General features: G+C 37.2%; 26 protein-coding genes. 3 read left to right on the top strand and 23 right to left on the bottom strand.

The features are described from left to right. Positions 1–36: 36 nt before the first annotated feature. Positions 37–1,050 carry a helix-turn-helix domain-containing protein gene (locus ACKTS5_RS13450; RefSeq protein ID WP_408044397.1) on the bottom strand — a complete coding sequence of 338 codons (1,014 nt, stop codon included), beginning with the start codon at positions 1,048–1,050 and terminating at the stop codon, positions 37–39. Positions 1,051–1,403: 353 nt separating this feature from the next. On the opposite strand from ACKTS5_RS13450, the gene ACKTS5_RS13455 reads away from it, so the two are divergent. Next, positions 1,404–2,399 carry a helix-turn-helix domain-containing protein gene (locus ACKTS5_RS13455; RefSeq protein WP_408044398.1) on the top strand — a complete coding sequence of 332 codons (996 nt, stop codon included), beginning with the start codon at positions 1,404–1,406 and terminating at the stop codon, positions 2,397–2,399. A 90-nt stretch (positions 2,400–2,489) separates the two neighbouring features. Here the strand turns inward: ACKTS5_RS13455 and ACKTS5_RS13460 are convergent, their stop codons facing one another. The 11 genes from ACKTS5_RS13460 to ACKTS5_RS13510 all read right to left on the bottom strand — a co-directional run bounded on the left by ACKTS5_RS13460 (position 2,490) and on the right by ACKTS5_RS13510 (position 11,888). After that, a complete protein-coding gene (locus ACKTS5_RS13460; RefSeq protein WP_408044399.1) occupies positions 2,490–3,065 on the bottom strand; it encodes a YceI family protein in 576 nt (191 codons plus the stop codon). A 104-nt stretch (positions 3,066–3,169) separates the two neighbouring features. Continuing rightward, positions 3,170–3,778, bottom strand: coding sequence for a Crp/Fnr family transcriptional regulator (locus ACKTS5_RS13465; protein WP_408044400.1), 609 nt, complete (start codon positions 3,776–3,778; stop codon positions 3,170–3,172). Then, positions 3,747–4,352 carry a short chain dehydrogenase gene (locus tag ACKTS5_RS13470; protein ID WP_408044401.1) on the bottom strand — a complete coding sequence of 202 codons (606 nt, stop codon included), beginning with the start codon at positions 4,350–4,352 and terminating at the stop codon, positions 3,747–3,749. The genes ACKTS5_RS13465 and ACKTS5_RS13470 overlap by 32 nt, the downstream gene beginning before the upstream one ends. Positions 4,353–4,471: 119 nt before the next feature. Next, entirely contained in the window at positions 4,472–5,338 is an 867-nt protein-coding gene (locus ACKTS5_RS13475) for a DUF4349 domain-containing protein (protein ID WP_408044402.1), read from the bottom strand. Positions 5,339–5,429: 91 nt separating this feature from the next. Continuing rightward, on the bottom strand, positions 5,430–5,885 hold the full coding sequence (locus ACKTS5_RS13480) for a DoxX family protein (RefSeq protein WP_408044403.1): 456 nt from the start codon (positions 5,883–5,885) through the stop codon (positions 5,430–5,432). A gap of 64 nt (positions 5,886–5,949) precedes the next feature. Continuing rightward, positions 5,950–6,516 carry a Crp/Fnr family transcriptional regulator gene (locus ACKTS5_RS13485; RefSeq protein ID WP_408044404.1) on the bottom strand — a complete coding sequence of 189 codons (567 nt, stop codon included), beginning with the start codon at positions 6,514–6,516 and terminating at the stop codon, positions 5,950–5,952. Between the two features lie 115 nt (positions 6,517–6,631). Continuing rightward, a complete protein-coding gene (locus ACKTS5_RS13490; RefSeq protein WP_408044405.1) occupies positions 6,632–7,531 on the bottom strand; it encodes a hypothetical protein in 900 nt (299 codons plus the stop codon). 72 nt (positions 7,532–7,603) lie between these two features. Further along, positions 7,604–8,146 carry a GNAT family N-acetyltransferase gene (locus ACKTS5_RS13495; protein ID WP_408044406.1) on the bottom strand — a complete coding sequence of 181 codons (543 nt, stop codon included), beginning with the start codon at positions 8,144–8,146 and terminating at the stop codon, positions 7,604–7,606. 195 nt (positions 8,147–8,341) lie between these two features. After that, a complete protein-coding gene (locus ACKTS5_RS13500; protein WP_408044407.1) occupies positions 8,342–8,875 on the bottom strand; it encodes a hypothetical protein in 534 nt (177 codons plus the stop codon). A 55-nt stretch (positions 8,876–8,930) separates the two neighbouring features. Further along, a complete protein-coding gene (locus tag ACKTS5_RS13505; RefSeq protein ID WP_408044408.1) occupies positions 8,931–10,529 on the bottom strand; it encodes an alpha/beta hydrolase in 1,599 nt (532 codons plus the stop codon). 384 nt (positions 10,530–10,913) lie between these two features. After that, positions 10,914–11,888: a WD40/YVTN/BNR-like repeat-containing protein gene (locus ACKTS5_RS13510; protein WP_408044409.1), complete on the bottom strand. Its 975-nt coding sequence runs from the start codon at positions 11,886–11,888 to the stop codon at positions 10,914–10,916. Positions 11,889–12,271: 383 nt separating this feature from the next. Here ACKTS5_RS13510 and ACKTS5_RS13515 point away from each other — a divergent pair, with 383 nt between their 5' ends. Further along, complete coding sequence (locus tag ACKTS5_RS13515; protein ID WP_408044410.1) at positions 12,272–13,066, top strand: patatin-like phospholipase family protein; 795 nt, start codon at positions 12,272–12,274, stop codon at positions 13,064–13,066. 135 nt (positions 13,067–13,201) lie between these two features. On the opposite strand, the gene ACKTS5_RS13520 is transcribed toward ACKTS5_RS13515, so the two are convergent. The 6 genes from ACKTS5_RS13520 to ACKTS5_RS13545 all read right to left on the bottom strand — a co-directional run bounded on the left by ACKTS5_RS13520 (position 13,202) and on the right by ACKTS5_RS13545 (position 21,047). After that, complete coding sequence (locus ACKTS5_RS13520; protein WP_408044411.1) at positions 13,202–13,453, bottom strand: zinc-ribbon domain-containing protein; 252 nt, start codon at positions 13,451–13,453, stop codon at positions 13,202–13,204. A gap of 182 nt (positions 13,454–13,635) precedes the next feature. After that, positions 13,636–15,144: a hypothetical protein gene (locus ACKTS5_RS13525; RefSeq protein WP_408044412.1), complete on the bottom strand. Its 1,509-nt coding sequence runs from the start codon at positions 15,142–15,144 to the stop codon at positions 13,636–13,638. A 235-nt stretch (positions 15,145–15,379) separates the two neighbouring features. Further along, positions 15,380–16,126, bottom strand: a complete 747-nt coding sequence (locus ACKTS5_RS13530) for a gliding motility-associated C-terminal domain-containing protein (protein ID WP_408044413.1) — start codon at positions 16,124–16,126, stop codon at positions 15,380–15,382. A gap of 149 nt (positions 16,127–16,275) precedes the next feature. Next, a complete protein-coding gene (locus ACKTS5_RS13535) occupies positions 16,276–17,043 on the bottom strand; it encodes a LytR/AlgR family response regulator transcription factor (RefSeq protein WP_408044414.1) in 768 nt (255 codons plus the stop codon). Positions 17,044–17,060: 17 nt separating this feature from the next. Next, positions 17,061–20,171, bottom strand: coding sequence for a sensor histidine kinase (locus ACKTS5_RS13540; RefSeq protein WP_408044415.1), 3,111 nt, complete (start codon positions 20,169–20,171; stop codon positions 17,061–17,063). 90 nt (positions 20,172–20,261) lie between these two features. After that, complete coding sequence (locus tag ACKTS5_RS13545; protein ID WP_408044416.1) at positions 20,262–21,047, bottom strand: LytR/AlgR family response regulator transcription factor; 786 nt, start codon at positions 21,045–21,047, stop codon at positions 20,262–20,264. 800 nt (positions 21,048–21,847) lie between these two features. Here ACKTS5_RS13545 and tpx point away from each other — a divergent pair. Beyond that, the gene (gene tpx, locus ACKTS5_RS13550; RefSeq protein WP_408044417.1) at positions 21,848–22,339 is read left to right on the top strand and encodes a thiol peroxidase; all 492 of its coding nucleotides are present in this window, start codon (positions 21,848–21,850) and stop codon (positions 22,337–22,339) included. 121 nt (positions 22,340–22,460) lie between these two features. Here tpx and ACKTS5_RS13555 read toward each other — a convergent pair whose 3' ends face one another. From ACKTS5_RS13555 to ACKTS5_RS13575, 5 genes are all read right to left on the bottom strand, one after another. Continuing rightward, positions 22,461–23,300 (bottom strand): alpha/beta hydrolase family protein, encoded by an 840-nt coding sequence (locus tag ACKTS5_RS13555; RefSeq protein ID WP_408044418.1) that lies wholly within the window; start codon positions 23,298–23,300, stop codon positions 22,461–22,463. Positions 23,301–23,327: 27 nt separating this feature from the next. Then, positions 23,328–23,936 (bottom strand): hypothetical protein, encoded by a 609-nt coding sequence (locus tag ACKTS5_RS13560; RefSeq protein WP_408044419.1) that lies wholly within the window; start codon positions 23,934–23,936, stop codon positions 23,328–23,330. 41 nt (positions 23,937–23,977) lie between these two features. Continuing rightward, entirely contained in the window at positions 23,978–24,565 is a 588-nt protein-coding gene (locus tag ACKTS5_RS13565) for a hypothetical protein (protein ID WP_408044420.1), read from the bottom strand. A 435-nt stretch (positions 24,566–25,000) separates the two neighbouring features. Beyond that, complete coding sequence (locus ACKTS5_RS13570; RefSeq protein ID WP_408044421.1) at positions 25,001–25,753, bottom strand: hypothetical protein; 753 nt, start codon at positions 25,751–25,753, stop codon at positions 25,001–25,003. 309 nt (positions 25,754–26,062) lie between these two features. Then, positions 26,063–26,515, bottom strand: coding sequence for a hypothetical protein (locus ACKTS5_RS13575; protein WP_408044422.1), 453 nt, complete (start codon positions 26,513–26,515; stop codon positions 26,063–26,065). Between the last annotated feature and the right edge of the window lie 49 nt (positions 26,516–26,564).

The following is a 26,564-nucleotide window of genomic DNA, read 5'->3' on the forward strand; positions in this document are numbered from 1 at the left end:
TGGTTTTTTACTCAACAAAAAACAAAGACCTCAGCATTACACTACTGACTTTCTGTACTGGCTAGGAGTCATTCCTTTCATTTTTTTAAAGGTGGTATTAAAAGAAGATTTTGAACTAAAACCTACCTCAAAAGCGATAGCAAGAAGTGTGTAATTTTGATAACGTTCTTCATTGAGGACCTTCATAAATTCATTCACACGACAGGTATTAAGATAATCTTGGAAGCCAATTTTCATGTACATATTGAGAACTTCTGATACTTGTTGTCGTTGTACCCCTAACTCTTTGGCCACCATTTGAACCGTTAGTTTTTGATTTTTGAACCAGTGTTCCTCTTCAATCAAGTGTTCAATAGCCACCTTTAAACGCAAAGCGCTTTCTGTATCCAAACTAGACGATTTGTAGGCTTTTTTATCTGGGTTGGGAAGTATGGATTTGGGTGCTGTAATCAGCTTGTACAACACAAAATAAAACAGGCACATGGACACCAAAATATTTCCAAATTTATCGAGGTCAAAAGGACACTCATTGGTTCCGGTGATAAAATAACTCAACTCATCAATAATAAAAATTACAGTAAGGGGAATTACAAAAAAAAGCAACCATTTTTCTTTGTGCTTTTCAATGATGAAGAAAATAGTATAAAATAACATTGCTACAAACGACAACTCAACAACATCATGCAAGCCCTTCACCACAGTTAAGGCCGTCCCTTCTAAATAGGGTTTTGTAAAATGGAGTAAACAATTTAAACCATAAGGAATAAAAAACAACCAATCTCTCTTTTTAAATACTTCTGTCGCTGCCTCAAAGTATTTGACAAATAACACGAAAAGGGTTATTAGCAAGGTTTCATGAAAAAAGAACCAATCTGTATGTATACGAAATAAATTGTGGTCATCATCGCCAAAAGAGTACAAAATAATCGAAAAAACGCTGGCTACGAGTAGCCAAAAATTTACTTTTCGAAATTTTTTTCGTGATTTCAACAACACAAAAAGGAGGAAGATTCCCTGAGCAAGTGTTATGATATGAATAACCTTTAGCATGAACTGTTATTTTGGCAAAAATAAAAAAGGAAAGAGAATTCCACCAATTTTCTCCAAATAATACTTCCCAGAGTACATTCAATTTTCACCCAACCTCGAACCCATCTAACTCACTCATTATATGGATCCAAACAATACATCCTATCAAAAACACCATCTAATTCAAAAAATTGATTGGCAATAAACGTGTAAGTTTTGAGTATATAATAAGACTTCCTATCTAAACATAAGAAAAACAAAAAGAAATGTGGAACCTATTTTATATCCTAAAAATCATCAAGATTGTGTACATAGTTCAGTGTATACAAAACTTTCATTACGCTTACATATTTCTTACCAAAAGCAAGCGAAATTTGTATTTAGCATTTTTCCTAATTTCACTTACGGTAAAGACTATTGAAGGTGTTTTTGTTGAGTTTGTACCCAATTTGATTGATCATAACTATTTTATTTTTACCCACTTTTTCAATTACCTATCTTTCCCTTTATTGTATTTGTACATCGTAAAAATTAAAAAGGGCACTGTTAATAAATGGAGTCATTTAGTATTGATTCCAAGTATCCTTGAATTCACGTATTTGCTTGGGCTGTATTTTGCAAACGGATTAGACATACAGACCTTAACTACTTCCCTTTTGTTTAAGGGCTATATTTCGTTTGTGTTTTATTTCAATTTACTTTTCAGCACACTCATCATCTTTCTTCTTTTTCAAATTGGCATTAAGAGAAAAGATGCATCACTTTATCAGCTTCAAAAAGTATTTGTGACGTTCTTGGTGTTGTTTATCACCATCAAAATACTCTCATTAGTACTCCCTTATTACCATTGTAAAATGCTCCTTTCTTTACTGACTTTGTTCTTGACTACCAATCTTATCTGGTATGAGCTCAGTACAGGCCCTAAAAAAACGAGTGCTGTTACTAAAACTGTTGGGCTTAAAAAAGAATGTACGGATGCACAGCAGCACGAGGCTCACGAGTTAATTCAATGTATTGAAACATTTTTAGAGACCTCAAAAATCTACAAAAACATGAGTTTGACGATCTATGATATTTCTAAAGAAATGAAATTGAGTCAGAAAAAAATTTCCAAAGCCATCAACAGCGTGTACGGTATCAATTTTAATACCTATGTTAACGAATACAGGGTCAAGGAATCGAAAAAATTATTGCTGTCAGCACAGTTTAAAACCTATACCATTGAAGCTATTTCAAAAGAAGTGGGCTTTAAATCAAAAAGCGCCTTCTATCGCGCCTTTAAAACTATAGAACAAACAACGCCACTTGCCTACAAAAAGTTACATTCAGACGATAAAAACACTACAAAAGTTGTGAATGCGATTGGATAAAACAACTGCTGTAAACAGTATAAAAGAATGGCTCATTAAAAAAATCCGCTATATGGTACTATAGCGGATTTTTTTAAGCTTAGGCAGTTCTTAAAAAACGAGTCGTACTGTTAAATCAAACTCATCGCGAATTGCTTTGTCTTTAAGGTTATTAAAAAAGCTCGCTGAACCGTATCGAACTCCGAACTTTGTTCTATCGATTTTCAAACTAGTTTCCGCACTGGTTGCGTCTACTTTCATATCAAATTTCAGTTCCTTAGTGATTCCTTTAAGTGTCAACTTCGCAAGAACGTGGTACGTCTCTTTTTTTATCGACTGCACCTCAGTAAACACCAACGTCGCCTCAGGATACTTCGAAACTCCAAAAAAATCATCCGACTTTAAATGTCCTTCTAACTTTTCTTTATAGCTTCCTTTTAAATCCGTTACCGCAATACTCGTCATGTTGATTTTAAACGTACCTCCGGTTAATTTTCCTCGTTTAAAGTCCAACATACCTGAAGTCAATTTTATGCTTCCACTGTGCTCGCCTCCAATTTTATAGCCTTTCCAAGTAATCGTACTTTCGCTAACCTTAACCGTTTTACTTCCTGTATAAAGCGTTGAAAATGAAAAAATACCCAAGGCCATCATACAAACTGCAATTACTTTCAAAAAATTTTTCATGATACTATTATATTTGTTGTTAAATTATAGTTACAAAGGTCTTCAAGCTTTGCGTCACAAAAAATAACCTGCTTTATAAAAGTTTATTAATCTAGATTAACCTTTTAGGTGCTTTGAGCCAATTGACTTTTTATTTTGCTCAAAAATTCTTTGGTAATTCCCAAGTAAGAAGCAATCATATACTGTGGTACTCGCCTTGTAATTTCAGGGTACTGGTTTACAAAATTAACATAGCGTTCTTTAGCTTCCAGGCTGTAATTTTGGATAAGTCGCTTTTGCGAAGCGACATAGGCACGTTCTACAATCATTCGAAACAGACGTTCCATTTTAGGCACCTCTTGGTACAACTCCTCCAAATTAGCACAACTAAACTGAACTACACGAGTTGCCTCTATACACTGTACGTTATAATCAGCAGGGCTTTGCGTAATAAAACTCCCTAAATCAGCAGTCCACCAATTTTCAATAGCAAAGGAAACAATGTGCTCCTGCCCATCACCATCTGCATAAAAAGTTCTCGTACAACCCGAAATGATAAAACTAACGCTATTACACAGGTCACCTTGTTGCACCAAATATTGGTTTTTTAAATAGGTTCGTTGTACTGATTTTGACCACAATACATCAAGTTCTGCCTGCTCAAAATCAACATACTGCTTTACATAGGCTCCGAAAACGTCACTATTGCTCATAAACTCGAATGATTTCGCCATTTCCTCGTCCCTTAACACTGCGTACATAGGCATTCACCGCTTTGTTCATCGGTACCGGATTGTGCCCCGGAAAGTAGCCTTTATACTTGTCATAAGCTGCTGCTACCATACCTAATGACACGACATTCAAACGTATTCCTCGTTTTAATTCCAAGGCTGTGGCCCTCGCAAAACTGTGAATTCCTCCATTCACCATGGCAGCACTTGCCGTTTTCAATACAGGATCGTCTGCTAAAATACCCGTCGACAAGGTAATAACACCTCCTGGGTTTAAACTAGCGGCAGCAAGTCGGGTCAAATTAACTTGTCCCATCAATTTACTTTTTATTCCAATGTAGTAGTCTTCTTCCGAAAGCTCAGAAAAGTCGGCCCATCGTGCTTCACCAGCAATACAAATAACTGCGTCGATGTTTGAAACTGATTGAAACAATTTCTCCAAGGAAGCTGTGTCAGCAATATCGACCTGTATGTCTCCAGAGTTCCTACCTGCAACAATGACCTCATCCGTAGTTTTGAAATACTCTGAAACATACGAACCTATCGTTCCGTTACCTCCTATAATTACTATTTTCATAATGTTGTATCTAAGTTATACTGCAAGATACTACTTTTACAGGCAGCACCTGAAGGTGCCTGATTCTTAAAAAAGAAGACAAAAAAAAAAAAACAGCACTCTGGCTGTTTTCTTAAGTGTTAGGAACCTTTACCAACTAATTTTTCTAGTACTTTCAACTTTTCTATAAGTAGCAAAACCAAGTATGAAAAAATCACCATCAATACCGCACTGAACATCAATTTTAGAAAAGCTTTAATGGTCCAATCCAAAGCTACTTTTACACGCTGAAAAAAACTGATTGTCACTTCTTTTCCTTCTTGAAGCGAAAACTGCACAGTACAGAATTCATTTTCATCATCAAAATCACCGAGACTCACTCCTAAATCCTGTAATTGTTGTTCAATATCCAAAATTCTATTTTCCAGTCCCATGTATTCCTCAATCTTACCTCCTTTCGATTTCAATTCGATCAAAGAGGTTCTGATTTTCTCGAGTGAATGCTTTTTTGCATTTAACTCTTTGTATTCATTGGTTTTGTCCTTTTTTGTTATTTGTTTTTCGTCAACCTTACCAATCTTTATCAACTCAGCATACAAGGCATCAAAATTTTCAGGAGGTACCCCAATAACCAGACTCAGACTGCGATATCCTTTATTACCACTTTTTTGTTCAAACTGAATAAGTGCCTCCAACTCTTGAATTTTAGCACGAGACTGTTGCTCTTCTTTTTCAAAATCAGTCGACTTCGTACTAATTTGTGCTATTTTTTCATACTTCTGATCTACTTTCATCACTCCTTGATTCGTTGAAGCTTTTACCTCGTATTTTTTAGAAGCAAAATTTCTATTTGTCATGGTAAAACTATTGATGTTAGTCAAGTAAGGAGACGTATCTTCTAACTTCTTAGTATAACCATAGGCGAGTCGAAAAATAAACAATGCCACAAAAAGCAAGGATATATACCCTAACAACTTTTTGAGTTTCTTTTTAAAATTTGATTTCATAAGTTTCGTTTTTACAATTTTTAAAGTACCTATCTAACGTACATTCAATGACTTTATTCTCATGACAGCCGCACTTTAGCTATTAATTTTTCTAGCGGTACATTTGCGTGCTGCCATAAGCCCAAAGTATAAAAAATAGCTGAAGGGGAATGCGAAACCACAAATAAGACCATCCTGGTCCTGAAGAGGTTCCCAATCGGTAATCAACGCTATTTGCTGCTGCTACAATATTCGCTGGTAACAGCACTATCAGAAAGATAATAAGTATACATCCAGCAAACATTCTTGTTTTTGGTATTACCAGGGTAACGGCCAACACTATTTCGAGTACACCTGTCAAATACACCACAGTGGTTTTTAGAGGAATTACCTTTGGAACCATTAAAGCCATTCCTTTGGTATATACAAAATGGGCGGTTCCAGTGAATACTAACATTACGGACATCGCTATACTCGCTGCTAGCTTGAAATGGTATTGCTGGGTTATAATTTTAATACTTACAAGTGCCAAAACAAAGGTCACTAACAAAATTACTAATGGAATCATCTCTTTTATATTTTAATGAATTCCAAAAATCTCCAATCGCAAAATGGTAATCAATGAACTTGGGTTACGAAATTCGCTTTCTAATTCTGCTCAAGGCCTGAGGGGTTACTCCTATATAGGAAGCTAAATACTTTAAGGGTATATGTTTTATCAGCTCTGGACGCTCTGTAAACAAGGCCAGATAACGTTCTTCTGGTGATTTCGTGAGGAAGGCCATTTCCCTATTTGATTTAATGAGGTATTGTTGTTCTGCCATCATTCGTCCAATCACTGTTCCTCCTTGAGTATTATCGTACATCGATTGAAGTTGTTCTTTGGAAATTCGCAAGAAGGAGGCTGGAGTAAGCGTTTGAATACTATACGCCGATGGGAGTCCTGTCAAAAATGAATCGTACCCCGTAACAAATTGATGATGGAAGGAAAAACCGAAGGTAACCTCCTGAAAAGGCTGAGGCACGTAATAACGTACGATTCCTTTTAGCATGAAATACAAATATTGTTCTGATTTTCCTTGGGTGAGTATCTCTTGTTTTTTAGCAAAACTGCAAGCTTCTAATCGGGAGGAGAAATAGTTCCAATCTGTTTCAGAAAGTGGATATAAAAATTCTATATACTTACGAAGTTCTTCCATAATGAGCCTTTTCTTTGACTGCTGCTAAAGTTACTGAAAACGCATCACAACCACCTCCTGTTTTGACTTGCTATCAACTTATACTCCTTATAAAAACAGTACCTCTATGGCTGTTTTAATTTTCAATTTCTAACTGCGTTTCGACGTGAATTTTTTTCGATGAATTTTGATCTCTTAACACTACATTTAAAGAACAGGGGTTGTAAATTGCTCCTTGAGTAAAATTTAACTTTAGAGAAATTTGTTCCTGCAATTCTTTGGGGTCTACTCCTGTACTTTCATAGGGTTGAAATAGGTTCTCTTCAAACATAATCAAATTGCCATTCGCGTCTTTTAACTCAATTTCTAATGCAGGAAACACGGATGTTCCTTTAAGTTGTAGTCCGGAAATTCCATCCAATACTAATAACAAATCGTCGTGAATACTTACTGAATTTAAAGCTAATACTTCTTTCTTCGAAGCATTCCAGAGATAGATATTACTATACTTCAGTCCTTTATTTTCAATCTGAACTACTTCGTTTTTAACGATAGTAAAAGGCAGTTTCACCTCCAACATCCCTTTTCCTACCTTATCCCATACCTTCAGTACTGCCAGGAAGTTCTCATCTTTTTCATAATCAAACGTCGCTTTAAATCCTGCCGTCAGCTCCAAAGGCGTTTCGTGAATTCCGCGTTTGATATTTTTATAAACATCGGGAAGGTCGTACACTTTTTCATTTTTAGCATTTAAAATTTCCAGTGAACAGCCTGGATATTTTTTACCTCTGCGTTCCTCAAACCCTCGTACATTGCTCATCGTCAAGCTAACTTTTTCTCCATATACGAACGCTGTCCTCGCTTCTTGACTACCGTTGAGTACAATTTGTAGGGAGTCGCAGGTCATTCCATTTTCTTGCACTTCATACCCCATTTCAGCATCTATACGGTGTCCGTTATAACGCTTACAATTACTCATCATGCCGAGGCTCAACAACAAAAGAGCTACTCTCAAAACAAAACGTTTATTATACATAGAATTTTATACAATTGGATTCAAGGTCAAAGGTACTGTGTGCACCCATAGTATCAAAACTATTTGAAGAAATCAAAGAGTTTTCCAATGCCTTTTGGTCAGCTTAAACACCATAAGGTCACGATAGGTATTGACAGTTAATTGCTCCCCATTTTCTTCTAGCTCAGTATAGGTAAAACCAGCACGTATGGCAATGGCTATACTAGGAAAGTTTTCTTCGGCACATTTTATAACGATGCTATTCACGGAGGTTTCTTCAAAAGCCAAACGCACCAAATTGCGCACAGAGCGAATCATTAATCCTTGTTTTTGATATTGCGCTGCCAGCCAATAGCCCAATTCTACCCTGTTGGAATGCGCTGTATAATTTTTAAAACCAATTACCCCCGCAAATCGATTTTCTTTTCTGATTACAAAAGTAGTCTGTAATAGCTCATCAGCAGTCTGGACCGATTTTATAAAATTAACGGTGTCCTGCTTTTCCTTCGTATGAGGTACAAAAGGCAGCCATTGTTCGAGGTAGGTCCGTTGCGTATTAATCACAGCAAACACCTCCTCGGCATCGGAAATTTTTATGGGAGTCAAGCATACCCCTTTACTGATTTCTAGTTTCATTTTTACTTTCGATATTTCGTTCCCTTATCTTTATCAACAATGCTTTTACTTAACAGTGTTCTTGGAAAAGGTTTTGTACCTGTCACGGCCTTCGCAACTCCAGTTATTTTACTGCATACAAATAGCTCAGAACAGCATTGCGAATCCTTCCTCGTCTCTTTACTACCAAAACAGCGCGCAACACCAGTTCGAATCCTAAAGTTCAGAAGCCAAACCTCCAACAAACACCCTCGTTGTCAATAGGTTCTTATAATAAGGATGGCTTGTTGCCAATTTAAAATTGACATCCTGTATTTTGAAAGCCAACTCACTATCCATGGACATTCCGAGGTTATACAGTTCAAGATTTTCACGGATCTCCTTACAACCTTCCAAGAAATTGGGCATGGCTGCACCTGAAACTTGCGTGCTGGCTGTTGACAATACTACCAGCTCGTTATTGCGCAGTGCCTCTACCAAGGATATTTCAAAAAACTCCGTCACACAAACCGTTCTCCCGGCTACTATTTTTAGCGCTAAGCAGGTTACTTCCATACCAGCAAAGGCAAAACTAGGACTTTTCGTTACTGGACTTGTGGGGTATTCAAATTGGTAATGAATGTACTTATAAAAATTAGCTGGATCTCGAAAAACATCACTATCCAGCAACTTTTTCGTCGATCCATCCTGTTTCAATTTCGCTACTACTGGCAATTCTTTTAATTGCAAGCGGGTTCCTGGAACGACCATCTTTTTTGTTCAAAGATACACAATCTGCACAGGTACTATATGCTTCCTTAACGGTCTATTTTTGAATTCCTAATAAAGCCTTTACTCCCTTCGCGAAAGTACCTCTCCAATTTTGATAATTATGCCCTCCTTTAAATTCACTGTATTGTACGGGATAGCCTTTTAAGACCAAAATATCTCTAAATTGTCGGTTCATACCAAGCATAGACGCTCCTGACTCGTACAATCCGACTTCCATGTAAAAGCGTAGTGGCAATTTCTTTTGTTCTCTATACAGCCTGATCAGTTTCCCATCGGACTCTGGATAAATCCAATGATTTTCAGAAGTTTCTGCTTTTATCCAATAGGACCCCGATTGCGACAATACATTCCCTACAACATCAGCGTGTTGGTAAGCAATAAAGCTCGCTGCAAATCCTCCTCTGCTCGAACCTGCCAAAACAACCTTATCGGGTCCGGGAGCTATACTGTATTGCGAGCGAATTCCGGGTATGAGCTCTTTCGCTATAAAATTAGAAAACTTATCACTTATCATATCTTTCTTTCGCTTCCCCATAGATGCCACTAATACAGTAACTGTTGGCTTGATAACTCCTTCTGCATGCAGGTTATCCATAATTGTTGGTACGGGAACTCTGTCTTTTATTCTCGGAGCTACACCATAAGCTTCCCCATCAAATACTACCAATAAATGGTACTCCTTTTGTCGGTCAAAACCGGCGGGTAAGCACAGTTTAATTTTTCGATTCTCCTGTAGTATTTCGCTTGCTATGGTCATGGATTTCACCTCACCTTTTGGCACGCCCTTTCGAATCACTGTATAGGGCTGCTCCGGTGCTGCTGGCATGGTAACCAGACCGTCATAAGCGTGTTCTATACTTCTTTTTATAATATGCTCGGTAGGACCAAAATTCCTTTTCTCGAAGTAATTAAAGCCATAAGCAAATCGAGCGTCCACAGGTACTCTCTGGCTCACAAAATGCAATTTACTCGTTCCTAAAGGGTGAAAACGCAGTCCCAAAAAATCAGGTCCTCCACTTAACATTACATACTCTGTATGTTTACTAGGAACACAAAAATAGGTAACGAGCATTTCCTTATCATTACCAGGAATTTTTTCTATAAGGTGGTTTTGTCGCTGTTTTTTTAAAAAGTGATCAATAGCGTTCTTATCCGTTAAGTAGGATTCCCACAAGTTATACATGGCGGTTGACTGTAATTCTTTTCGCATCAAGCGTTTCCCGTTGGTGAGTGCTTCTAGTACCTCCAGTACTTTAAACTCGTAGCTACCTCCCGAAGCGGATTCTTCCAAGACACTAAACACAAAAGTATACCAACCTGTTTGAGTTGCACTAAAGTCAATTTTTTCAAGTCCTTGCATGCCATGTGAACTATCGTAGCGCGTGACTAACATGCTTTTATCATCTTCCACATCTATCGCAACATCTATTCCTCGTTCTTGTACCTCAGCCAAAAACCCCATCCCATTTTTTAAATGGATGCGATAACGATGTTGCTCGGCAGGTATGACTTTGCGAGTAAAGACATCACCTTTCTTCAATCCTGCTTTATGTTGCTGTGCAAAGACAGTTCCAAACATTAAAACACTCCCCCAAAAAACACAGACGTTTAATAACTTCAACCTATTTTTCATAACCCTAAGATTTTAATATACTAGTATACAACTACACTTGTCTTTGTTTAGTATTCCAAGCTGTAAAAAAGTAGGTAACTTAGATTACATTTCACTTCCTCAGTCATTCCTTTTGACTGGAAACACTACTTTGACACCTTTTGAAAAGCCTCCTTTTTATTTTTCGGAAATAGGTCCTGTTACAAATTCAATGAAATGCACACGCACTCTCAAAACCGTCATGAAAAACTAACTTACCAACTAACTAACTAACTAACTAACTAACTAACTAACTAACCAACAACCTATTAAACATTAAAAACACCATCCTCAATACTACAAAAAAACACCCTACATGGGTGCCTCTTTGTTGTATTTATCACTAGAAAATGAATCGGTGTCCGTTTACAAGTGTTTTCTCCATAATGCCCCTTTGTCACCGATCACAAAAATCACCTTTTTATGAATAGTAACATCAGTAAAAATGGTCCCTTTATTCAGTGTTTTTAAAGTCCAGTTTTTTCCACCATCGGTACTCAAGAGCACTGTGCCATCGCTATCTGTAAGTACTAGCCTATCAGCCTCTACATAAACGCTTCTTAAACTTGCTCCACTCGGAACTAGGGTATACAGCACCCTAAACGTTCGTCCTCCATCCTCACTTATTGACAAGTACCTGTTTGATACCGCATAAACCGTTGTCGCTGATATGGCTTGTACATCAAAAAAATCATCGAATATTTGTTTTCCTCCAGTAGGAACGGTCGTTCCTTTTGTTATCACATTCCAAGAAGCTCCACTATCATTCGTTTTTAACAACCTCCCCGAATACCAAGATGCCAAATACCCTGTGTTCCCTAAGAAAGATCCACGGCTATAAAACCCCGTTTTCGGTCGTATTTGGTGTGCTTTTGACCAGGTTGCGCCGTGATTTTTAGACAAGAAAACCGTGCCCTCAAAAGAAGAATTGCTTCCTCCTATCAAATTATTTTCTCCTGCGTAGTAACAATAATACGATGCTGTACTGGCACTCTTTACCCAAGAGCTACCCAAATCACTGGACACCAAACCATTGACCACACCTCTATTCTTACCGTTAAAACTAATACTAACCAAATCGTGATTTACTCCAGTAGTTAGCTTCTTCCAATCGACACCTCCATTAACCGTTTTATACAACAGCCCTTTGTTCCCTGCAATAAAACCGAGGTTTTCGTTTACAAAATACACTGTATTTAACTTTTCTCGAGTTCCTAGATCATACTTTTTCCACTCTTTCGAAATGGATGTTTGTGGTGCCGCTGCCCCTATCTGTGCAGGATCATTGCTACAAGCTCCAAGCATCAACATTAGACCACCCCAGATTACAGATTTACTCATACTTCTCATACTTTGACTTCTTTGGTTTATATATAATACTACTGTATTGCAACCTATTACCCTACACTAAATTACTTTTTTCACCCCACAAAAATTAGCGATACGCACGGAACAATCCCGATAAAATCGGCTAAAACCAACAGCGCTACCTTTTAATAATTACCAGTAAAAAATTAATTTTTTGCTACCATTTCTATACGATAAATAGTACTTTTAGCAAGTTCAATCCTCGACAAGGATTCACTGTTACGAAGGCAATTCCTGTTCAGCTTGCTCAGTTTGCTACCAAGCTCCAACGTTGCATTCGTCTGCTTAGTTTTTATAATAAATGCTAGCTATACTGCGAATTTCTTCTCTTGTATTGACGATGTAAAAGAAGCCATATGATTAAAGAAAAATACCACAGTAATTTAAAAATCTTATCAGAACTACCTTCGGGCTCCCCTATTAATCTGGTATTGAGTGGCGGAGCAGAAAAAGGTGTTGCTCATCTCGTTTTACTAGAAAAACTAGAAGAGCTCGGAATCCCTATTGCGCATATTTCTGCCTGTAGCGCAGGAAGTTTAGTTGCCGCCATGTATGCTTCAGGCATGCGTCCACAAGAAATTCTATATTTTTTTAAAACTACAGAACTCTTTAAATACTCGTGGATCACCCTTAAAAAACCAGGGATTTTTAATTCGTACAATTATTCGAATTTACTGGAGGGAAAAGTTGCTACCACTTTTGAAGCGCTCGATATTCCGATCACTATCAGTACCACAAATTTAAATAAAGGATGTACTCAGTATTTTAATAAAGGAGCTTTAATTAAACCAGTTTTGGCGTCTTGTGCTATTCCCGGACTTTTCAATCCAATTCGCATCGAAGGTGAGTTGTATTCAGATGGCGGTGTTTTAGACAATTTTCCCATCGATCCTTTTAAAGACTCCAAACTCCCCCTCATAGGAAGCTATGTCGATTATCCGTCAGAAAAAACCAATACCGAGCTTAACAGTACCTTTAAAGTGATCAGTCATGCCTCTAAATTACTGATGCTCTCCTCTGAAGAACACAAATTTTTCAGCACTACCTTGACCGTTTGCTTTCCTTTAGGTGAATTCAGTGGATTTACTATGAAAGAGGTACCTGAAATATACAACTCCGCCAAAGACTATCTTGAAAAATCATTGGCTTAACACATTTCTAATAAAACGGAAATTGAGCTGTTTTTACTTTGGGGACACTTGCTCCTAAATAAGGACAATTTAGAATTTTCTTACAAACTACTACAGTAATAAGTAAGCTTAGGGCACTGCTAATTAGATCGTTTTTTATAAAAACAGCAAGGTCAATGCGGCACAAAAAAACACTACTAGTACCATACAACCCGAAGCTGCTGTTCCTAATTCACCAACAATGCTCACTTTGTCTATTAAGGAAGTTTTCGGTGTCTCCTCAGTTGTGGACTTTACCTGAACTTCCGTTTTTACTTTTTGAGGATTCATCGGATAGCCGCAATGAGGACAGGCAGTTGCTTTATCACTAACTTCTTTGGAACATTCTTTACACGCAATTATGGCCATAGCTGTTTCAATTTACAAATTTTATGGAAAAATACTACACAGTTTATACATATGCAACTACTAACTCGCATTTGGGACTCACTTTTTTAAGTCTCAGCTAGCTTCCAACACCAAAATAAAAAAACTAAGACAAAAAAAGAGCAACTACGGGAGTTGCTCTATTATATTGTGTTGGAAATCACTTATTTTTTCGAGTCTAGTTTTTCCTCTAATTGTGCTACTCTTGTCAATAATGACTTCAGTACTGCATTTTGCTTTTTTAAGTTTTCTATTTCCTGAGCTTGCTTAGTGATCACTGTTTTTTGCTCTTGCAAGCTCTTAATTTTCTTTTCTTGTTGAATGGTATACAAGGTCAACTCTTCAATTTTACGGAGTAATTTTGAATCCATTTCTCCCAAGTAAATTCCGTTCTCTGCAACTTCCTTTTCACTTGGAATGTGCTCTAGATGTCCTTTTTCTTTGATATGCTGTTCTACAGCTTCCAAGCTTGGTAATTGGTAATCCTCATAAAAAACAAAATCTGCCCATCCGGTTTCTACTTTGATTTCTTTAGCGCGAATTTTTCCGTTCACTGCTAATTGATATCCTCCTAAATTTGTAGTCCCAACGGCCAATCCACCACCGTTGAAATACGAATCTCCTTTAGAGTTTAAATTGAATTTCTTAACTCCGTCATCGAATCCACCAATCGAAGCTCCTTGATTAGAAACACCTCCATTAATTTGAACCTTGTCACCGGCAAGTCCGTAATACCCAATATCAAGAACACCGGCATCTCCAGTTTCTGACATACTCATCAAACTTCCACCTCGATATTCATTAATTCTAAAAATATCCGTATCGTTGTCATTTTTTGGTTGTACTAACACCTTTCCGTCATTTACGTGTAAGCGGGCTGTTGGTGCCGCAATACCAACTCCAATGTTTCCTGAGCCCGTCTTTGCAACCAATCTAACTTCACTATTTGTCCTAATCACAGCATCACCCAACTGGCTACCAAACTCTACCGGGGTATTTGCATTATCAATAAACCTCAGATTCGATCCTTGTTGATTTGGTGATTCCATTATTCCTACTTCAAAAGAACTAGTATTTACAATGTGTAGTGTTTTCTTAGGGCTTGTAGTTCCAATCCCAACATTTCCTCCATTTTGACCGTAGAATAAGGTTTTTCCATCGTCAGATAACAGCTCTAAAGGCAAACCATTTTCAGCTTTTATTTGTCCTTTATTAGTAAAGGCTCGCATGGTAAATGCGGAATTCCCTTGGGTATTTGCAAGCATAAAGGCCAAACCATTACTATTATCAGTAGCTCTAAAAACTCCCAATCCAGTTACGTCTAACTTTCCATAAGGGATTCCCGTTCCAATACCGAAATTACCTCCTGGTAAAATCGTAAAGTAGGCTGTATTGTTTTGATCGCGTAGCTGGAACTTCCCTGTTCCTACATCCGAAAATTTTCCTAAAACAAAATCGTACCCAGAAGCTGAAGAAAATTTTAGACCTCCAAAAGATTGATTTGTTCCATTTGCTGCCGTATCTCTTAGTAACATCAATTGCCCATTGGTGCTGGGAGTAGTAAATACCGAAAATTGATTGTTAACTTTTACGGGCTGGTTAAATTCTTGAGCATAGGTGGTTAAACCCAACCCCATCATAGCAAGCGTTGCAATTTTAATTTTTGTTCTCATAATAATTTAATACATAATTTACACCTGCTTGCAAAGCAGGTAGTCTGTCAATAAAATTTTTAGTAAATGCAATTTTTTCAGGTACAAATAACGTCAATTCTCTTAAACTAAAAAAATTAAACATAAAAAAAGAGGAAACCTTTTGGTCCCCCCTTTTATTGATGAGTGTCCTCTTTAATCAACCCCTTACTTAATTAAAGATTGAACCCACCATCCCTAGTATTATCAAAACTAACTACCTCTTTATTTGTATCCAGCCTTTTAAAGGCTCTTGAGTTGCCCCTAGTTGCAAAGTGTAAAAATAAGTACCGCACTCTAAGGCATTGCGTCCATTGTTTACTGTTCCATCCCAAGTATTATCGTAGTTCTTTGCACTAAAGACTAGTATCCCTGATCTGTCGTAAATCGACAAGTAGCTCTCAGTATAGTCTGTAAGCCCCTGAATTAGCAACACATCGTTTATACCATCACCATTCGGAGAAAATAGGTTGTTTACCTTCACGGTTTTACCAGTAAGAGCTATGGGAATCGTTTTTGTCAATAATCGAGTTCCTTTGGTATATACATCTACTGTTAGGCTTACCCCCTTAGCATTATCTTGGTCCGCTTTCCAATAATAAACTCGTTCAACAATGAGCTCTTGACCCGCGTTTACAGCTTTAGGATTGCCCACGTAATGGACAGTGCTATCAACGGTATCCCTTTCAATGATTTGCAGTCCACTTATCCTTTGCGTCCCGTTATTTTTTAGCTTGATTAGGTAGTTCGTAACCCCTAAACTCTCTGATGTACTCAGCTTTTCTGACACAATAGTTAGCGATAAATTCAACGTTTTACTTCCCGGTGGCTTTACGGAAGTAGCTGTTATTGATGGAGGTATCTCAGAAAGCAAGACACTCTTAAACTCCTGAAAACACCTAGCCTGTACTCCTTTACAGCTCAGGAAATGCACTACCAATAAAACAGTTAAACGACTTTTCATTATCTCTGTACTTTTTGCATTGAAAGTATGCTATTCAAGTGCAAAGAAAAGAACGATTTTCAACTCCTCCTCCCCCAAAACGAGTAACGTAACTAGGTAGCTAACCATCGTAAGTAATTGACTAAAGAACGTTAAACCACCATCTCATACTACGTGCATTTGGTTTTGATTCCCAGCAAGCTATAAAGCAGGTTGACCTTTCTTACCGCCACAGAAATCATGCTCCCTTCTATCATCTCACAAGCGACTCCTGAAACCTTATGAATACGAGCAATTAAATTAACATTGATAATAAAAGACTTGTGAACTCTTAGAAAGTTAGCTCCTAAAATTTTTTCGTATTCTCCAATGTTTTTGGAACTGACAATATCCGTTGCATTCTTTAGTTTAAAAATGGTATAACAGCCCTGAGATTTACAATAAATAATCTCTGATTTTTCTATGAAGTCTATCGTTTTTAGTGACATCACTGGTAGTAATCTCGCTCTAAAATCAGCTAGAGACTTATCGAAATTTTGCGTATCTTTTGTTTCGGTGATTTCGTTAAACTCTCGATGTACGCGTTTTACAATTTTAGCGCAATCTGTGAAATCAATTGGCTTCAATAAATAATCGATAGCATTGTACTTAATAGCTTTTATTGCATACCCTTCAAAGGAGGTTACAAAAACTACCTTCACAGGGTAAGGCGTAATTTTGTCGAGAATATCAAATCCCGTTGTTTCATTATCCATTTGAACATCCAAAAACACCACCTCTGGTCTAAAGGTGTTGATTTTCTCGATAGCCTCGGAAATGGAATACGCCCGATACACTGTTTCGATGTACGCTGTACAGTAGCCTTCCAAATAATGTGCTAATAATTCTACGTTACTTTTCCTGTCGTCTATGACGATCGTGTTAATCCTTTTATCCATAATAGTTCATTCTTTTTCTAATGCTTAAAGGGAACGATCAATACTACGCGAGTTCCTGAAGAAGCTCCTCGTTCGTATTGAATTGAAAATAGCTTTTCTTGGCTATACAAAACATTGTATACTTCCATGCGCTCTCGCAAAATAGCAGTCGCCCACGATTGGTGTTGCTTAGTTTCGGTTTGATTTTCTACTCGACCTTTTCCACTGCACCCCACACCATTATCTGAAACCACAATTTGAAGTACTTTACCACATAGGCGAATGTCTATTGTAATCTCATTGCCTTCCTTGTTTCCTTTGAATCCGTGATGTATTGAATTCTCTACTAGTGGTTGTAACAATGCTGGAGGAATGTTAAAATACTTTATCCGTTCTTCACAATTAATATGTAAGGTAATGGTTTTGTCAAGGGTTTGACCTTCGATGTATACATAGGATTTTAAATACTGTAACTCACCTCCCAACGAAATGAAATCCATATTTGTACTGTCTAATTGATAGCGTAACAAGGTATAAAAACAACTTAAGTAGCGGCTCGCTTCTTCGATACCTTTAAGTACCATGACACCTTGGACACTGTTGATGATATTTGACAAAAAATGTGGATTCATTTGACTCTTTAAAGACTTCGATTCCAAGTTTCTCAGTTTCTTTTTTAACTGAAAAAGCACTCTTCGTTTTCTCAGTTTTATCCGCAAACGAATTACCATTAGTATCATGATTAATACTAGTATTATAACTCCCAACCATGGCTCCTTATAAAAGGGACGTGACACCACAATACGATACTTTAAAACATCCGTATGAAAAGCTCCTGAATTCACCCCGCGCACCCAAATTTCATGTACTCCTTTGGGTAAACTAAACAACCTTAAGACGCCTCTTTTCCCTAGGGTGTTCCACCTGGTATGCACTCCTTTTATCTTGTACTCATACTTTACCCGATCAAAATGACTTAAATCGTTAATCGCAAAATGAAAAACTAAACTACTGTGTTCATCATCGACTTCAATATCTTTTAGAGTTGCTAATTTTTCGGGTGAGTTTACACGAAAATTATCAACCGACAATTTTGTCAAATACAACTGAGAATCTTCTCGTTTCTTCTTTTCTTTTGCTCGTTGAGGATTTACTCGTATTCCTCCATTAACAGTACCGAAAAGCAACTCTCCATTAGAAAGTTTTAGGGAGGAATTTCTATTAAACTCACTGTTAGCTATCCCGTCTTCCTGATAATAACTCTGAACTATTTTTTTTCCATCAAACAGCACCAAACCATTAAAGGTTGACAACCAATACATGCCTTCATCATCTTGTAAAATCCCTACGATGTTGGTGTCCATGAAATGCGTATTGAACTGATCGGTTTCCGTTTCATTCGCTGCTACTACTTTTTGGATCCCTCCTGCGGTACCAACCCAAATAGCTCCGTCTCTATCTTCATAGACCACATTTACATAACTATTAATCAACGGAAATTTTGTTGATTTTGGCTTGTAGTGGGTGGTTCGACTCGCAGTCCTATCGACTTTAATTAGTCCTCTTCCTTGAGTCGCAATCCACAAATTTCCACGAGAATCTTTAAATAGATCTTCGATGACGGTATTTTTCAAAGACAAGCCACCCGGAAGCTCGTTGTAATCGCGAAGCGCTCCTGTTTTTAAATCTACCACAAACAGTCCTCGATCACTAGCCAGATACATTAATGCTTCTTGTTTATTGAAATATTCCGCATCGTAAAACTCGCCGATACACTTAGTATCTACTTTTTCGGAGAGCACAAATGAATATTCCTCTTTTTTCAAATCCAAGATAGCCAATTCACAATGATGTCCCAGGGCTAGTACCTGATTTGGCGACAGCTTTTTAAACGCGTAAATCCGATTCAAGAAGCTCGACTTTTCTTGAAGTTCTTCCTTGCTTTTAGCGAGCTTTAATTTTTGAAATTTTCCTTCCTTTGCTCGTTTTACAAACAGTCCCCTATAGCTAGCTAAAACTACGGATCCCTCAGCATCTTCAAACATATCACGACAGCTCGTATTCTCATTATTTACTAGAAAAGAATCAATAATCGGATCTGGAACAATTACCTTTACAATTTTACTCCCAGCATGAACCCATATGTTGTTGTAATAATCTATAAACAAATTAGTCACCTCCTCCTCCAACACATGTTGGGAAAGCTCAATCAACGCAAAGCCTTTACTTCGTTTTTCAAACTGAAAAACACTGAGGTTTAACCCATTGGCGACAACCAAACTAGCATTATGTCCAATCCCCTTTTGAAACAGCTGTATATTCTCGATATAAATCCGCTGCGTAAAAGGCAAATTAACAAGCTGACTATCGATTGCTTCGAGGTAGGTAATTTGGTACTTCTTATTTTTATACTGAAAACTCCCTGAGTAATTTTTTGGAAAAATACTTCCATTGGGAACGAGGATACTTTCTTGGTAGCTTCTCTGATTGGGTTTATTTGCCCTGTTAAAGGTATCCTGAACCAGTGTGACACGTTCTCCATCAAAGCGCCTTATTTGATTTTCTTTTCTAAAAATTATCGCATTACTGTCGGTGACATTTAAGATTTTTAACTGATTAAATTTGTTGTCATTACTAATCTCTTCCTTTCCCGAAGCTGATAAATTGAATTTCTCAAAGTCGTTGGTCTCAAAATCGTACCGAATAACAATATCTGTCTCCGTATCAATCCAAAGCCCTTTACCAAAATTGTAATTTAAGGAGCGTAACTTTAAGTATTCTTCACCATTTTTATAATAAAAGCTGTGCCAATCTGTTTGATTGGTCGTTAAATTGAGTATAAAAAGTCCTTTTTTAGCTAGGGCAAAAACGGTATTCTCTATCACTGAAATATCTACGATATCATTTTTTCCTATCGGAAAATTGACATTTAATGGATATACTATTTGATCTTGTCCGGTAAACTTCACCACCGAATTATTGGAAGAATACCACAAAAAACCATCCTGATCACAGGTAATAATTTTAGGGTTCGTTCTGCTTCCGTTACCGTTATGTACCGTAAAACTCGACAGTAAATCTTGTCCTCGTACAAATCCACTACAGCCTAGTATTACAATAAACGCCACAATTCCTTTACGTACTTCCATCAACCGCATATCACTTCAATTACCCTTAAAAATTCACTAGTTAAAAATTAGAAAAAGCTACTTTATCAAGAACAATGCCACATATCGTTGCTAGGGTAAAACATTTACCCCTTTTGTGATATCCATATGGTTTAAAAAATCTTGTTTGTAACTTTTCCCTACTCTTAACAGTTCAGAGTCACAAATCCCTACGTCGAGCTCACCATGACTTGAATACACCAACCTATTTACAAAAGATATATTCACGATGCAAGACCTGTGGATCCTGAACATTACGGTATTCCTAAATACCTGGCCAAGGCGACTAATCGTTTCTCTCACCAAATATTTCTTATTTTCAGCAGTGATGATTTCAATGTAGTTTCCAGAAGCTAAAATGTATTTTATTTCTTTCAGCTTTAGGAAAATTACCACGTTATCAATTTTAAAACTGATGCGTTTTTCTCCCTGTTCATTAAGACGTAACTGCAGTACGTTGGCAGTAAAATTTTGAGTCAGCTCTCGTTGCTGCCATCGCATGATCGCAAAGAGAATTCGACAAAACACCTCTGCCATCACAAGCTCACTAGCACAGTCTTCAATGTGGTAAAATTGCTCTCTGTGTTGCATTGTTTCCTCAAGTATTACCCCCTGTCGAGAACACAGCAAAAAAGTTGCTGGGCTTTTCATTAAATCACTTAGTAATTCTAACTCAGTTATTTCAATTGCTCTATCTATAAAAAGTAATTGTGGTGTGGTGTTGTCAAGCCATGTAGGCACCCCAGAAAGTGTTCCTTTTACTTCTGTCAACGTAAAAAATTCACATTTCGAAATTCGTTTCTTAAAATTAGTTGCGGCGGTACTTTCTCCCCCAATAAGTACTGTTTTTACAATCATTCGTTACACTATTTTTTAGTAGGTATCAGCCATTTCCTCTCAGAATGCACAGCATTTAAAAGGTATCGCTATTTAATTATAGGTAACTAGGGATGGTGAATTAAAAATTCACTCGCCGCAAATATAGACAAGAATATTTGTATCCAATCACAAACGCTGTATTTTCATGCTTCAGCATGTTAAAAACAATATTCCCTGCAGTAATCACAACATTCAAGGTCCTCGTCATATAAGTGAATCATCAACCAATTTCGTCGCTAGCTTTGTCCGTGTAACAGCTATTTATAGTTACTTGTTTAGTACGTAGTACCCCGACTTCAAGGACAGCAATTTCGCTGTCCTTTTTTACTTTTTACGGTATTAACTACTCCTCCGCGACCTATATCACTAGTTTAAACGAGTTCATCACAAGTAATACGTTATTAAAAACTTTAATAAGGAAAGTAACTGTCCTAGTTACTACTATTGCATCTCTATAAATTACAAGTAGCCTTAGTAACACAGCTTATTAAATGCTAGCGGTGTTTTACTACCTATATTCAGGTTTCCTTTATTTGGTTGACGTTTTAAATACCTGAATACACGGTAGTTCATCTTTCTCAATCGCTAGTTCAAAAGCCAGTGCATATGCACTGGCTTTTTTTATGGTCAGTATTTCAAATAAAAGTAACAATATCGATTCCGATTGGCTTTATCACCGAAATTACTACGCTAGTCATCCATCCCCCATAGCTCAGCACATGACTGTGCATCTCCTAAAAGCTTCTTTATACTTTCGCAACAAATAAAATTCAAACACTATGAAGACCATAACCTGCATGGGAGAAACACTCCACTTACAAAGTGTAACTCCTAAAATACATACACAGCTACCGAAAGTGTACTTGCTATCCTCTGACTTGAAAGAGGTAGCTCTATACGATGTACTCGTAAATGGGGCCTTACTCTATACTTTTCCGAGTGTAGATACCGAAGTTTGTGCTAGTTCCATTTTCAAACTCTCACAAGAAGCAGAAAAACTCAGTGTACCCTTAATCTGTATTTCTAGAGATTTACCTTTTGCTCAAGAACGTTACTTAACAACTCACGAATTAAAAAATGTCGTGATGTTATCAGATTTCAAAGAAGGGGTTTTTGGAAAACATTTTGGCGTGGAAATCGCCACCGGAAATCTAGCTGGTTTACACGCTCGATCGCTCTCAAAAGTCAATGCTGATGGTGTTGTTCGCTACTTGGAAATTAGCGATGAGCTCACACAAGAGCCGAACTATAAAAAAATCCCTCGTATCTAGGTAAGCGACACCTCTAGCAACGAATTTTCATATATTAATTTTTATAATTTAGTTTTTTGTAGTAGTGATTTGATTTCGCAATTCACGTCAGTAAGAGGTTAACGCATTAACCTCTTGCTTTTTATGCCATTTCACGAAGCAGTAGCTGCCAGATAGAAGATTCAAAAGAGGCTTTAAAAACGCCAAAATGACCAATGCGTTTCGTTTGGAAATCCTTCAGCTTAAGCTCGTATTCCTTCAGCTTTGCATTCTCGTATTTTTTAGCAAGCCATAAAACGGCAGTTTTCGGTGCAAAGTGATCGTCTTCAATAGCAAATACACTTACAGGATTCTCGATGGTCGAATAATACTTTTCTTCTATACTCGGGTCGTCCCAAAGGTAATTTTCCGACCTACACCAACGCATCCATTGTGCCGCCATATTTTTAGGCAAATTCTCCATACCGGTCAACTTTTTTGAAGGTAGATACCCAAAAAGTGGTAATAGTACCGGAAATAACACATACCAATTAAACCACATTTGAATTTTGCTTTTGCCTGACCAAAATTTCCAATATCCCGATTGCGAAGCGACCAATATAATTTTATCAAACTGTATTGACGATGGTGCCAATCCAATCAATTGCCCTCCTATACTATGGCCTAGTACCATTTTTTTAGCCTTCGGATACTTTTGCAACACAAATTGAAAAACAGCTTCAAGATCACGGTACCCCCAGCTAGCCGCATTCGACTTTACTTGTTGCAGTGGCAGTGATAAACTGCGACCAATACCGCTATAATCAAAGGTGATTACTGCTATACCTTGCGCTTGTACATACGTGGCAAAAGTTTTATAAAACTCTTGTTTCACACCTGTAGCAGAAGCTATTACCAAAACGCTATTGCAATCTTGCGCAGTGTACATGGTGGCATTTAATAGTCCGTTGGCAGAGGGAATTTCTATAAAGTCTGAATTCATTTCTATGAGGTTTGTGATATTACATTACTACTTAGGCATGTATTTGCTGTGATCAGATGGTTCCATAACATTCACCTTGGTAGCTTCGTTTTTTAACTCTTTTGCTACGCTTACTGCATCAATTTTTGGACGATCTTTTTGAATAATCGGTTTGCTTTTCATCGTTTCCCTCACAGGAAATTGCGATTTTTTTGCATCGCTATTCTTCGACAAATTCACAGATGCATTGGGGGCAGATTCTTTCATAATCTTTACTAAAACAGGTATAAGTACTCCGGATAGCAAGGCCAAGAAGAGGCCCACATCCACCCTAATTTGATCAGCAAGAATATAATCAATAGGATTACTAGTTTCGGCATCCACTGATGTGAGCACCCATAACTGTACTGTATTAAAAAGCACTGACAATACACTGCTCAATACTACTACGTACAATAGTATTCCTTTCAGATCTTTCGTTCTATCGCCTATAAAACTTCCTAATAAAGGAATGGTAAAAAGGACGAGTGAAAACTTCCCTATTTTCGTGTTTATTCCGCTCATAGCTCCTAACACCGGAAGAGATGACCACGGCATAAACGTAGCCAATACACCTAACGAAGCCAAGATTAACAAGGTCAATCGCTGTTTATTCATAACAATTTATAATTAAAACCTATTCTAGATTTATTTTCTAATTACAGCTTTTCAAAAATCTCTGCTGGTAAAAAGGATTTCGTTAGTTTCTGTTGCGCCTTATCTAAGGTTAAAAACTTCCAATCAGACTTGCCATCCTCAGAAGCACAACAAACTGATTTTACCACATTAATTTCAAAAAAACCTGTTTCTTCGTTGTACTTAACATTTTTAGTTCCAAACTTTTTATTGAAAGACACCTTTAACAATCCCATACGAACAGCCTTATCTTCTGCGGATTCATCGGTATCCTCTGGGTTCACTTTAATGCGCATGATATTAGAATAGGTCAAAATAGCATACCATTTTCCTTTGAGTTTTTCAATAGCTCCTAACGACAGAATTTTAGGATTTTCCAAGTGAATTTTCATTTTTGGATTGTTGTAAATCTGTTTCATCAGGGCTACCATTTGCGCTCTTGGAATAATTTCAAACAAATCTTGAATGATATAATCAAAAGATTTATCGAACTCCTGCGCCATGGTCAAGTTTATATAAGTATCGAAAGTATTTCGCAAATTCTCTTTAGCAGTTTGTCCCTGTAGCACAATACTACTCAGGAACATTATTACTATCATTAGTTTTTTCATGGTAATACTAGTTTAGTCTCGCGTCACAACTACCAAGATATGAAATTTATCGCGAGTTTTATAGCGACAAACAGAGGAAACGATGCATACTATGCTAGAAAAACAACAAAACGGACGAGTTACTAAGCCCAGTTCATATTGCTTATCAATAAGTTAGCGACACAATACCGCGGCATATTAACCTGTCTATACGCTTTGCTTAGTACTTCAACATTCCAAATAAAAAAATAACTACACCAATCCAGCCCATTAATCCCAAAAAAATGGACACTCCATCCAGTGTTTTAAAAAAAAACATCGCGTATACCGAAACTAAAAATTCTCTCATCTCCTTTTTACTATCCTTATTTTCTACAAAAATATTAAACCGTCAGCGCAAGCCCTTACGGTTTTCATCATTGCACGCTATTTTTATTCCTAAGTCCTGTGTGCTAGTTAGATTCGAGCACAAAACTTTAACAAGAGTACACCGATTCCTAAAACTACATAGATCCAATAGTTCTTATTTTCCTTTTTGACCTCAATAATGGGGATTTCTTCCGGCTGTGTTTCGTTCTCCTTAGGAGTCGTAGACGAGGCTTCTTGTTTAAAGCCTAGGTATTTCGATTTTTGAGATGGATGGTATCGTTCAATTTTTAGCAATCGCTCTTTCAATTCTTCATCCGCGAAATACAGTTGCTTTTGATACTTAGGATTTACATCTTTAAGTTTGTAATTGAGGTATAAAATATGTGCAATTATCTCATCAGTCGTCTTTTGTACTTTGGGCGATGCCTTTCCGCGATTGCAGCAATTAATAACGGTGATCGAGACCGCTTTTTTAAGAGCTGGAATATCTAACAACTCCAATTTGGCATCGACACGTGATTTATTAATTACCAAAAGATCGAGTGCTTCTTTTAAAAGACTATTCAGGTCTTCCTCTACAGCAGTAATTACTTCAGAGCTTGCTACATACTCCAAAGACCTCAACAAAGCATTCAACTTCACCTCGTTGGGAGCAGTTTCTGTATACCTTTTAAAGAGAACCCTAAAACTCGCTATGTACTGCGGTGCTATATAGTTTAAAAATTCTGGGGCGGCTTCGAGGTCACTAAAATTTGAAAATCCGATGATCTCTTGATCGCGTAGGAGTTTACTGAGATCTTTATGCGCCGCAATTTGCGCATCAAAATTTGCATGTGTCATTACTGAATTCTTTTTCTTTTGGGGTTGTATTCTCGTCGTAAGAACCATAAAAATTCCCCTGGCATTTTAAAAAACGAAGATACCAATAATTAATTTTACTTCGGTATCCCAGTACCTCAATTCTTTCAGCAAACAACTCGCTGTAATCGTATCGAGGCCATTTTTACGAGTACTGAAAAAGAAAAGCAGCCTATCGCTCAGATCAATATACTACTTTCTTTTACGCTACTAGAATCAGTAAGAAAAACACCATATTAAGGGTACTCTATTAAGAAAAAAAGCTTAGCAGACGCTAAGCTTTTGTATTGACTATCGATAAAAATGATTGCCTCGATAGGTGGTTTTTTGATTATTAAAGATTCCGGTAGACAGGGTTAAAAACGAAATATTTAATTCTTCTTCGCTTACATCATTCAAACGAAAATCCGTGTTTAACATACTGTCAGAAAAACGAAGTTTTAAAATACCTTCTTCTAATGACCAGTTCAAATCGAAGGATTCAGACCTAACTGTATACGTACCTGAAGTATCTTCATTAAACTTAAAGGTAATTCCTTTGCGTAGCTTATTAATAATAGCCTCTACTTCGGCCTCAGTATAATTCCCTGGATTTTCATTAAGCTCCGTTATTTCAAAACGATTAAAGGTCCATAGTTTAGCAGTTAATAAGGCTTTCTCATCTTTAGGAGGAGTATCATTATTGTCAATACAAGACACCAACAGAAAACTCAGTAACACCCCGAATAGTAATTTTTTTAACATATTTATTAAGTTTTTAGATTTACTGCTCCAAACCACCATCCTATTCTTG

The sequence above is a fragment of the Tenacibaculum litopenaei genome (genome assembly GCF_964514025.1).
Taxonomy (GTDB): Bacteria; Bacteroidota; Bacteroidia; order Flavobacteriales; family Flavobacteriaceae; genus Polaribacter; species Polaribacter litopenaei.